This window comes from Archangium violaceum Cb vi76, from assembly GCF_000733295.1.
GTDB lineage: Bacteria > Myxococcota > Myxococcia > Myxococcales > Myxococcaceae > Archangium > Archangium violaceum.
In genome coordinates this window covers 184269-195277 of record NZ_JPMI01000220.1, presented here as the reverse complement: position 1 = coordinate 195277, position 11009 = coordinate 184269, and the positions used below count along the sequence as shown (strand labels likewise).

The window sequence follows — 11009 nt, the reverse complement described above, 5'->3', positions numbered from 1 at the left end:
CGCCCTCAACCTCCCAATTCAAGGTCGTGCTCTGCCCCACGTTGATCGTCGCCGACGCCGCCGTGAACGAGGAGATGGTGGGCCGCTGCCGCACCGTCACGGTGGTGGTGGCCGTGACGCTGCCCCCTTCGTTCGTGGCCGTCAGCGTATAGGTCGTCGTCGTGGCCGGGCGTCACCGTCACGCTCGTCCCCGTCACCGTGCCCACATCTGGCTCGATGCTCAAGCTCGTGGCTCCCGTCGCTTCCCAGTTCAGCGTCGTGCCCTCACCCACGTTGATCGTCGACGCCGCCGCCGTGAAGACCTGGATCGTCGGCGGCGGCGGCTTCGTCACCGTCACCACGGACTCCGCGTACCGCGCCGTATCCGCCACGCTCGTGGCCCGGACCCTGTACATCCCTTCCTGCCTCGGCGCCGTGAACTCACCCGCCTGGCTGATCTCCCCGCCCGTCGCGGTCCAGGTAACCGACGTGTCGCTCGCCCCCGTCACCGTCGCCGTGAAGCGTTGCGTCCCAGCCATGGGCAGCGTCACCGCCGCCGGCTCCAACGCCACCGACACCTGGGGGCCGGTCCCTCCTCCTCCGCCAGGGTCACAACCCAGCAGAGCCAACAAGGGCAGCATCAGCACCAGGGAACTCGAGTTCCGGCACATCATGGGCCTCCGATTCAGAAGGGGATGCACGCGAGGGGGTGCGTGCCGACGGCACTTTCTTATGTCTTCCCATCCTGACGAAGCACGTCCGTTGAGAGCCGAAATAGACAACATCCCGGCACGAACTCCGTGAGTCTCAATCCGAGGCACACCCCTGTTCGCATACATCCGCTCCACGCACTGACCGTATGGAGCACTCGCTGGATCCAAAGCCTGCCGGTGCGATCAATCCCTCTCACAATCCACGCATTCTACCAACACATGAAATCCCCTACTGGCAACGGAATCCACCTCGGGCCGTAAATCCCAGCCCCAGCGAAACAAGATGTCACACGGACGTAAACGTATATGATTCGAATTGCCGAATGGGGGGGCGGTATTCCAGACACCTCAGAGCATCTATGAGGAAGGCCCCATGAATCCAAGACAACTGATCAGCGCCGCACTGCTCGCCATGAGCTTGCTAGCGGCATCCGCGTGTACCGATCCCAACACGGGACCCGGCGACACACCGGACACCGGCCCCACGCCACTGCCCACCGATCCCAACGATCCGAACAACGCCGCCAAGGACACCGACTGTGATGGCCTGAGCGACAAGTTCGAATTCGAAGCGGTCTACGACGGGCGGAAGACCCACCCCGGCCTCACGGACACCGATCAGGACGGACTGCCGGACGGGCTCGAGGTGGGCGTTGGCAAGGCGGTGGACGGGACCTCCTGCACCATCCCCGCGGACGCGGATGCCTCGATGCAGACGAGCCCCGTGAAGGCGGACTCGGATGGGGACGGCCTGCTGGACGGCGTGGAGGACGCCAACCACAACGGCAAGGTGGACGACGACGAGACGCATCCGCTGCTCGTGGACACGGACTGTGACGGTCTGCGCGACGGCCCGACCAGCGGGAGCGTCAAGGGCGAGGACCAGGACGCCAACGGCACCCGCGAGCCCTCCGAGACGGACCCGCGCCACTTCGACACCGATGGAGATGGCATCTCCGACGGCGTGGAGGTGGGCGCCACCACCAACCTGGACGAGGCCAACTGCGCTGGCATCTTCCGCCCGGACGCCAACCCCGGCACGACCACGGACGCGACGAACCCGGACTCCGACGGCGACGGCGTGAGCGATGGAGCCGAGGACACCAACCAGAACGGCAACGTGGACCCGGGCGAGCTGGATCCGCGCGCCAGCGACGCCTCGGGCCCCGCCGGCCAGGTGTGCACCGCCAGCAACCTGCGTCCCGTGATCTTCCAGTCCGAGGAGGGCGCCGACATCAAGCTGGCCCTGCCGCCCACCTTCACGGAGGTCACGCAGATCAAGTCGGGCACCGAGGTGAAGGGGCTCGTCGGCTATGACAGCACCACGAAGGTGGCCTTCCTGGCCTTCCGGCGCCCCGCCCCCACGGACTCCACGACCGCGCTCGGTGACGAGGAGGAGTTGCAGCCCGCCATCGCATCCAAGGGCGCGTTGAGCAACCGCACCGCCCAGTCGTTCAAGACGTGGGAGGGCTTCGAGGCCGTGCAGGCCTTCTATGACCAGGCCGGCACCACCACGGACCTCAAGCGCCGCACGGACCAGCTGGTGGATGCCCTGCTGCCGGGCAGCACGGGCCGGCTCAGCAGCGCCGCCGCGGGCGTGACGGGCAACTTCCGCCTCCAGTCGCTGTTCGTGCATCGCTCCAACCAGAGCCTCGTGGTGATCATCGCGGTGTCCCCCCTGGCGGGCGTGACGGGTGGCAACCGCGGCAGCCCCGCCGCCTTCTCCGTCAAGGATCTCTCGGATGGCTCCGCGCTCGCCCAGTTCGGCGAGCCCACGGCGGTACAGTGCGAGCGCTTCACGCTCCCCGTGGCCAAGGTGGACTTCCTCTTCGTCGTGGACGACAGCGGCTCCATGAGGACCTCGCAGCTGTCCCTGGCAGCCACCGCCCAGTCCGCGGCGGACTCGCTCAACGCCTCGTCCATGGACTGGCGCATGGCGATGGTGACCTCGGCCTACCACGTGGGCAGCGCGGGCGACGGCCCCAACGTGGCCCGGCTGCGGCGCTTCACCCGCAACGTGAGCAAGGTGAAGTCCTGGCTGACGGAGAGCAGCACGTGCTCGTCCAGCACGGGAGGCACCTGCAGCCTCCCAGCGGCACCCGAGTCCGCGCCCTGCCCCGGCGGCTCCACCGAGGGCGCCAACGGCGGCTGCTGGGTTGGCCTGAGTGGTAACGGCAACGAGGGCCTGCTCGGCGCGGCCCGCAATGCCATCGACGACATGACGCCCGGCACCGAGCCTGGAGCCTCCGAGTCCCCCACCCTGGCACGCAAGGACGCCATCCTCGTCGTCGTGCTGCTCGGTGACGCGGATGATCAAACCACCGGATACAATTCCACCAAGGCGAACTGCGGCACCGGGGGAAGCAAGGACAAGGCGGGCAGTGAATGCGTGAGCGTCCTCGAGTTCGCGGAGTTCTTCGGCACCAACTCGGAGCTGTCGGCGCCCAAGAACAAGACGGGCAGGCACATCACCGTGCACGGCATCGTGTGCCCGGCCGGCAAGGCCTGCGGTTGCGATGCGGGCAAGACCTGCACCGTGACCGAGAGCTCGCGTGAGTTCAATCCACTGCCCGCCAACGGCTCGCAGCGCCACGCGTCGGTGGTCAACACCACGGGCGGCGTGCTCGGCTCCATCCTCGACACCGCGTCCATCGAGACCTCGATGGAGGCCATCATCGCCGATACCATCGGTAACGCGGGCTACAAGACCCTCAAGCCGCCCATTGGCGCCTCCATCAAGGTGGCCATGGAGAACGTGCGCGACCCGGCCGTCTGCAAGGCGAGCGGTGACATCCCGCGCAGCACCGTCAACGGCTTCGACTTCGACGGCAGCGCGCGCACCCTCTCCTTCTTCGGCGCCTGCCGCCCCTCGAGCGAGACCACCCAGGTGGCCGTCTCGTACCAGTACTGGGTGGATGCGGTGAAGGCTCCCGACGGCGGCGCCCCCTGCAAGGACGACCCGAACTACAGCGAGACCGAGCCGGACCACTGCACGGGCCCGCTGCTCGGCTGCAACGAGTCGGGTGACCAGTGCGTCTGCAAGCCCAACTGCGGTGACACCTGCGGCCTGGCCGCGCGGTGCGACATGAGCAGTTGCCGGTGCATTCCGATCATCAACTAGTGCTCGGTACACTCCGGACCCGGTAGGAGACGGGTCCGGAGTGCGCCCCGCTATTTGGCCGCGGGAGCCAACGCGAACAGCAGCAGGGCCGCCTGCTCCGCGGGACTCCGCTCGCGGAGATCGGGCGGCACGGAGAAGCGCACCGGAGGCAGCAGCCGGCTGTCACAGCTGCGCCGCCCTTCGTACACGCCCTGGGCGAACGCCAGCTCATAGCGGCACTGGCTGATGTAGACGTGAAGCTCCTTCGGGCTGAAGCGCAGCGTCACTGGCCCATCGATGAAGCCCCCCTCGGCGAGCAGGGTGTCTCCCTCCGTACGGACCTTCAGATTCACGGGCGAGCTGCCCACGGCACCCGAGACGCCGTCCTTCTTGAGCGTGAGCTGCGCCACCGAGCCGAGCGCCCGCCCGCGGAGCTCCGTCCCGACGCGCTGGAGCTGGAGGTCGCGCGACACGATGTCATCGCCACGCAGCTGCAGGTTGTAATTGTCATACGGAAGGTCCACGGAGATGACCGAGGTGCCTTCGGCCAGGGCCACTCCTCCCACGAGGAGACCGAGACCCAGAACACTTGACCAGGAGCGTAGAAGGGGCATGCAGTCAGTGTAAGCACAAGCCCGCCTCCTCGCATCACCCTCTCTCCACCTCCACGGGTCACGCCACCATCCACCAGCCGCCGAGCATCACCGAACCGAACGAGGCGACCGCCGGCACGTGCCGCAGGAGCGCCTCGGGCTTCGGCATGGCGCTCGTACCGGCGGACAGGGCCGCCGTGAGCCCCGCCATGGCCACGGTGCTCCCCACGACGAAGCCGCCGATGTACAGCGCCTGCCACACGGGCGAGGAGGCCACCGCCGCCGGGAGCAGCAGCAGCACCGCCGCGGCGCCCGTCAGGCCATGGATGAAGCCGATGGAGAATACACCCCACGTGCTCGCCCCGCCGGCCTTGGAGGCGGCCGCTTCCTTGGCCGGCGTGCGATGGGCCAACCAACGGCGCAAACCCACCATCCCCGTCATCACCAGCGCACCGCCCGCGATGCGCTCCCCCCACGTCTCCAGCACCTCCAGGTCCAGCGCCGCGGCCACCAGGACCACGGCCGCCACGCACAGCAGGGTGCCGAGCGCATGCCCCAACCCCCACATCAACCCCACGCGCCACGCCTTCCGGCCGATGCCAAGGGAGAGGGGCGCCAGGCTCAGCAGGTGATCCGGGCCGGAGACGGCGTGAAGCGCTCCTGATCCCAATCCGGCAAGGGCAGCAACCATGAACTTCCTCCCAGTACGCCAGCGCGGCAACACGCTGGCTTCGTACAGGGAAAGATGCGTCTCGCGCCCGGATGTGACCAAGACAAGGTTTTCATGGGGGTGATAGGCCCAGCCTATCAGCCACGCACTTCCTGATGGCGTCGCGGTGCCCGGAAGAAATCCGGGCTCACACGGAAGCCCCAGGCTCAGGCCGCCGCGCGATCGCTCTCGGCCCCCATGTCCCAGCGCTTGTCCCGCGGGGGCGCCGCCGCGCCCGGCAGCTCGGCCCGGCCGGTCTTGATCAGCGCATACCCGACGCCCACCGCCAGCGCGCCGGCGGCGATCGACAGCAGATACAACAGCACGTGATTGACGGCGTTGGGGATCAGCAGCACGAACAGGCCCCCGTGCGGGGCCATCAACTGCACGCCGAAGTACATCGACAGCGCGCCCGTCAGCGCTCCACCCACCATGCTGATGGGAATCACGCGCAGGGGATCCTTGGCCATGAAGGGAATCGCCCCCTCGGAGATGAAGCACAACCCCAGCACCAGCGAGGCCTTGCCCGCTTCACGCTCCGGCTCCGAGAACTTGTTCCGGGCGAGCAGGCTCGCGAGGCCCATGCCAATGGGTGGCACCATGCCGGCCGCCATGATCGCGGCCATGGGACCGTACGAGCCGGCACCCGCCGACAGCAGCCCCACGCCAAAGGTATACGCCGCCTTGTTGATGGGTCCGCCGAGATCGAAACACATCATCGCGCCCAGCAGCACGCCGAGCAGGATCGCATTGCCGGAGTTCATGTTCGTCAGGAACCCCGTCACCGCCGACATGATCGCGGCCATGGGCGCGCCGATGACGTAGATCATCACCAGCCCGGTGACGAGGCTCGCCATGAGCGGGATGATCAAGATGGGCTTCAGCGATTCCACGCTGGCCGGGAGCTTGACGTAGCGGCTCAGGCCTCGTGCCGCGTAACCGGCGATGAAACCCGCGGCGATGCCTCCGAGGAAGCCGGCCCCGAGCTCACTCGCCAGATAGCCACCGATCATCCCGGGAGCGATTCCGGGCCTGTCGGCGATGGAGTAGGCGATGTAACCAGCGAGCAGCGGCACCATCAGCTTGAACGCCGCACCGCCGCCGATGCGCATCAGCGCCGCCGCCAGCGAGCCCTCCTGCTTGAAGGCGTCGATGCCGAACACGAAGGACAGGGCGATCAGCAGGCCGCCGGCGACGACCATCGGCAACATGAAGGACACGCCGGTCAGCAGATGCTGGTAGGGGCCGCCCCGGCCTGCCGCCTTGCCTCCCGCGCCCTCCGCCGCCGGACGGCCCGGCGCGCCCGCCATGACCTGGGCCTTCTCCAGCGCATCGCGAATCGTCTGCTCGGACTTCTTCAGCGCGGTGCCAGTGGAGGTCCGCCACACCCGCTTGCCCGCGAACCGCGACGAGTCGACCTCGATGTCGACGGCCAGGATGACCACCTCGGCATCCCGGATCTCCTCCTCGGTCAACGGATCCTGCGCGCCCACCGAGCCTCGCGTCTCGACGCGGAGGGAATGGCCGAGCCCCTGCCCGGCCCGGGTCAGCGCCTCGGCCGCCATGAACGTGTGGGCGACCCCCGTGGGACAGGCGGTGACGGCCACGATCTTCTTCCCACCCTCCGTGGACGACCGGGCCAGGGGCACGGGCGCCGCTTCGGGATGGCTGGCCACCGCGGCCGTCGTCAGCGTCGTGGCGCTCAGCTCGGCCTGCTTCAGGAAGGCGTCCGGATCGGGCAGCGCCTCGGAGATCGGCGCCTGGTGGACGCGCTTGCCGACGAACCGGGTGAGGTCCACGGGCGCGCTCGCGGCGACGACGACCAGGTCGGCGGCTTCGATCGCCACGGGGCCGGGCGGGACGACCGGCTCGAGCTGACTGTGCATCTCCACCGTCACGTTCCAACCGCGCTGCTTCGCGGCACGCTCGAGCCCCCGAGCGGCCAGGAAGGTCGTGGCCACACCACTCGGGCAGGCCGTGATGATGATCACGTTCATCGATGCGTCTCCCCGGTGAGGGGTTTCACGGGCAGGCTCCGCACGACCGTCTGCTCCTGAAGCATGTCGAGATCCCCGGCGGATGGAGCACCCACGCCGATGTGGCGCACGGACTCGGCGGCGAGCGCCGTCGCGAACCGCAGGCTGTGCTCTCGCGGCCAGCCGGACAGGACGCCGTGCAGCGCCCCCGCCAGCAGCGTATCTCCAGCGCCGACGGTGCTGACGACCGTCACCCGCGGCGACTCGGCCATCAGGGCCTCACCCCGCTGGGCCCAGATCACGCCCTCGGCCCCGGCGGAAACCAACACGTCCTCGATGCCCTCGGCATTGAGCCGCAGCGAGGCCTGGAGCCGTGCTTCGGAAGTGTCGAGCGGGTGGCCGGCCCAGTCGGCCAGCTCGGTCTCGTTGGGTTTGACGCCGGTGGGCCTCGCGGCCAGACCCGCCAACAGCGCCGGACCACTGGTGTCCAGCCACACCGGCATCTGCCGTTCGCGGATGCGGGTGATGAGGCTGGCGAGCTGCGCGGGCGTCATGTTCGGCGGCAGGCTGCCGGAGATCACGACGGCCTCGATTCCGGGCAGCAGCGGCCCCAGGCGCACGGACAGCATGTCCAGGGCGTGCGCCGGAATGAGCGGACCCGGCCCGTTCAGATCGGTGACCCGCCCGTCCGGCTCGGAGAGCTTCGCGTTGATGCGCGACTCGCCCGGTATCCGGACGAACGCATCGTGCAATCCGTAGCGGGCGAAGGCGCGCACGAAGGCCGTCTCGTTGTCGACCCCCAGCAGGCCGGACACGGTGACGTCATGGCCCAGGTCCCTGAGCACCCGCGCCACGTTGATGCCCTTGCCGGCGGCGTCGAGCCGGGTGCTCTCGGTGCGGTTGACCTCACCGAGCCGGATGGGCCCGAGGCGGATCGCGAGATCCAGGGCGGGGTTCAGCGTCAGCGTCAGGATCCGTGCCATCAGACCGCCTCCAGGGCTTCGCGTACCGCGGCGGCGGTCGGCTGCCTCAATGCGAGCCCGGCCAGCTCGCGCGCCCGCGGCAGCGTCAGCTCGCGGACGGCGGCCTTCACCAACGGGACGCGGCGGCTGCTGACGGACAGCTCATCCACGCCCAGGCCCACCAGCACCGGGATGGCCTGGGGATCCGAGCCAAGCTCGCCACAGACACCCACCCAGCGGCCCTCGGCATGAGCGGCCTCGACCGTCAGCTGGATCAGCCGCAGCACGGCCGGGTGCATCGCATCGGACTGCGCGGACAGCTGCGGATGGCCACGGTCGATCGCGAGCGTGTATTGGGTGAGATCGTTGGTGCCGATCGAGAAGAAGTCGGCTTCCTTCGCGAGCGTGGGCGCGAGCAACGCACAGGACGGCACTTCGATCATCACCCCGAGCTGGACGTCAGCGGCCTTCACCTCGGCCTGCACGCGGTCGAAGATCGCCTTGCCCGCGCGGAACTCCTCGATGTCCTTGATCATCGGGAACATGATGCGCACCGGACGCGTCCCGGCGGCCATCAGCAGCGCGCGGAGCTGCGTCTCGAGCACCTCCGGCCGCATCAGCGTGAGGCGGATGCCACGCACGCCGAGGAATGGATTCTCCTCGTGGGGCATCGGCCAGTACGACAGCGGCTTGTCACCACCGACATCGAGCGTCCGCGCCACCAGGGGACGGCCCGCCAGCGCATCGAACGCCTCGCCGTACTCGGCGATCTGCGTCGCCAGGTCCGGCGCCTCCGAATGCTCCATGAACACGAACTCGGTGCGCAGGAGGCCAATGCCCTCGGCCCCTCGCTCGACGGCATCCGCGGCATGCGCGGTATTGCCAAGGTTCGCGGCGATCTCCACGCGGTGGCCGTCCCGAGTACGTGCCTCCTCGTGCCGCCGGGTATGCGCCGCCCGCCGCAGCACTTCCTGCTCCTCGATGCGCCGCTCGGTGCGCTGGCGGCGCTCCGGAGTCGGAGCGGCGACCACGCGTCCACCCTCGCCATCGACGATCAGCTCGACACCGGAGGCCAGCGCCAGCACGCGCTCACCCGCGCCCACCACGGCGGCGATGCCGAGGGCCCGTGCGAGAATCGCGCTGTGCGAGGTGGCTCCTCCGCGCGCGGTGACGAGCCCGCGCACCTTCGCCGTATCCAACCGCGCGACATCGGACGGGCCCACGTCGTCGGCCACCAGGATGTAGGGCTGCTCCGGTGGCATCGGCATCTCGACGCCGCACAGCAGGCCGAGCACGCGGCGGCCCACGTCGCGCAGGTCCGCGGCGCGCTCCGCCAGCAACCGGTCCGCCAGCGCTTCCTGCGCTCGCGCCGCGATGTCGATCGCGCGCCACCAGCCGGCCTCGGCCGATGCACCTCCACCGATGGACTCGAAGGCCGCGTCGCGCAGGTCCGGGTCTCCGAGCATCTCCGTGTGGATGGAGAGAATCTGCGCGACCTCTCCCCCCACCGTCCGCTTCACCAATGTCTCGAGCTGCTGACGGGCACCGTCGAGCGCACGCTCCAGCCGTCCGCGCTCGTGCGTGGAGTCCTCGGCCTGCTCGGGGTAACTGAAGTCCGGCAGGCGCAGCACGTAGGCAGGCGCAATCGCGAGTCCTGGCGCGGCCGGTACGGCCGTCAGCGGCTCGTCGGCCCCGGGAGGGACGACCGGCTCCACCGGAGCGGCCCGAGGCGCCTGAGCGGTCCGGGCGGCGCCCTCCTCGCGCGTCTCCTGGAGCGGCGTCACCGGCTCACCCAGACCGCCACGCACCGCGTCGGCCAGTGCCGCCACGGCCGCCGCGGCGCCCTCCCCTTCCGCGGAGAACACCAGCGTCTGGCCCCGCCGCGCGCCGAGACTGAGCACACTCGTCAGACTGGCCGCGGAGACCGCCTCCCCGCTGCCCTCGAGCAGGCGGACGCGGACCTGGGCGGTCTGCGCCCGCGCCACCATCACCAGTTCCTTCGCCGGCCGGGCATGGAGACCATGCGCGTTGAGCAGGCGGACGCGAGCGGTCTCCGCCTGGCCAGACTCACCCGACAGCCGTGCCAGGAGCTGCTCGGCTGGCAGCTCCGCGAGCCCGGCGCCGTCTCCGCGCGCGAGCAACTCATCCAACCGCACGAGCAGCGTGCGATGCGTGTCTCCCTGGGCCGCCAGACAGAAGACGCCGGAAACCTCCCCCACGTCGACACGGAAGCGCTGGGCTGGAGTCGCCAGCGCCAGGGCCGGTGTCTTGACGCCGGCGGAGCTGTACACGAGCCAGAGTCCCTGACCCAGAGGCAGCGGTGTCTGACCGGCGATCGCCGCGACGAAGCCCGCGTCCACACAGCCGGCATGACGCAGACGAGCCGCCGCGGCCAGGGCCAGCTCCAGATGATCGCGAACCGGCACGCCCAGACAGAGCGTCCCGGCATCGAGCCTCGCCGATACTGGCGCGCGGGACAGCACCGCGATGACCTGGTCCGCGGTCGTCGCACGGGCCAGCGTCTCGGTCACGCCGTCACGCCTCAGCACGTGTGTGAGCTGACGCAGGATGTCGAGGTGCTCGTCGGACTGCGCGGCGATCGTCACCAGCAGGTTCACCCGGGAACCGTCGTGCCACGGAACGCCCTCCGGAAACTGCAGCACGCGCACGCCCGTGGAGCGCACGTAGCGCCGGCTCTCCGGCGTGCCATGGGGGATCGCGATGCCGTGGCCCAGATAGGTGGAGGACTGGGCCTCCCGGGCGAGCAGCCCCTCGAGGTACTCGGCCGATACCCGGCCGGCCTCCACCAGCGCGGCGGCGGCCTGGTCCAACGCCGCACGCCAATCGGCGGCGCGGCAACCCAGCCGGACATCGTCCCGAGTCAGCGTCAGCATCCGTTGCGTTCTCCCCGTCCCAAGGCTTATAGATGACTTGCTGAATCGTGTCACCTGTATGGGTTGAATGCCAGGGACCCCAC

Annotated in this window: 7 protein-coding genes; 2 read left to right on the top strand and 5 right to left on the bottom strand. The window is 69.4% G+C overall.

Annotated features, from left to right (window positions below):
• Window positions 1-216: 216 nt before the first annotated feature.
• Both Q664_RS61305 and cglD read left to right on the top strand, forming a co-directional pair.
• Entirely contained in the window at window positions 217-783 is a 567-nt protein-coding gene (locus Q664_RS61305; protein WP_235216930.1) for a hypothetical protein, read from the top strand.
• A 282-nt stretch (window positions 784-1065) separates the two neighbouring features.
• Window positions 1066-3813, top strand: a complete 2748-nt coding sequence (gene cglD / locus Q664_RS29630; protein WP_043403267.1) for an adventurous gliding motility lipoprotein CglD — start codon at window positions 1066-1068, stop codon at window positions 3811-3813.
• 50 nt (window positions 3814-3863) lie between these two features.
• On the opposite strand, the gene Q664_RS29625 is transcribed toward cglD, so the two are convergent.
• From Q664_RS29625 to ptsP, 5 genes are all read right to left on the bottom strand, one after another.
• Window positions 3864-4349 (bottom strand): hypothetical protein, encoded by a 486-nt coding sequence (locus tag Q664_RS29625; RefSeq protein WP_052518827.1) that lies wholly within the window; start codon window positions 4347-4349, stop codon window positions 3864-3866.
• Window positions 4350-4464: 115 nt separating this feature from the next.
• Complete coding sequence (locus tag Q664_RS61300; protein ID WP_235216929.1) at window positions 4465-5076, bottom strand: hypothetical protein; 612 nt, start codon at window positions 5074-5076, stop codon at window positions 4465-4467.
• 185 nt (window positions 5077-5261) lie between these two features.
• On the bottom strand, window positions 5262-7091 hold the full coding sequence (locus tag Q664_RS29610) for a PTS fructose-like transporter subunit IIB (RefSeq protein ID WP_052518826.1): 1830 nt from the start codon (window positions 7089-7091) through the stop codon (window positions 5262-5264).
• Window positions 7088-8053 carry a 1-phosphofructokinase gene (pfkB, locus tag Q664_RS29605; protein WP_043403262.1) on the bottom strand — a complete coding sequence of 322 codons (966 nt, stop codon included), beginning with the start codon at window positions 8051-8053 and terminating at the stop codon, window positions 7088-7090. Before pfkB ends, Q664_RS29610 begins: the two co-directional genes overlap by 4 nt.
• The gene (gene ptsP, locus Q664_RS29600) at window positions 8053-10926 is read right to left on the bottom strand and encodes a phosphoenolpyruvate--protein phosphotransferase (RefSeq protein WP_043403259.1); all 2874 of its coding nucleotides are present in this window, start codon (window positions 10924-10926) and stop codon (window positions 8053-8055) included. The genes pfkB and ptsP overlap by 1 nt, the downstream gene beginning before the upstream one ends.
• Window positions 10927-11009 lie beyond the last annotated feature (83 nt).

Bases quoted from the DNA above. Each gene is read 5' to 3' on its own strand.
- Q664_RS61305 (WP_235216930.1), top strand. From the start codon at position 217: ATGCTCAAGCTCGTGGCTCCCGTCGCTTCCCAGTTCAGCGTCGTGCCC.
- cglD (WP_043403267.1), top strand. From the start codon at position 1,066: ATGAATCCAAGACAACTGATCAGCGCCGCACTGCTCGCCATGAGCTTG.
- Q664_RS61300 (WP_235216929.1), bottom strand. From the start codon at position 5,076: ATGGTTGCTGCCCTTGCCGGATTGGGATCAGGAGCGCTTCACGCCGTC.
- Q664_RS29610 (WP_052518826.1), bottom strand. From the start codon at position 7,091: ATGAACGTGATCATCATCACGGCCTGCCCGAGTGGTGTGGCCACGACC.
- pfkB (WP_043403262.1), bottom strand. From the start codon at position 8,053: ATGGCACGGATCCTGACGCTGACGCTGAACCCCGCCCTGGATCTCGCG.
- ptsP (WP_043403259.1), bottom strand. From the start codon at position 10,926: ATGCTGACGCTGACTCGGGACGATGTCCGGCTGGGTTGCCGCGCCGCC.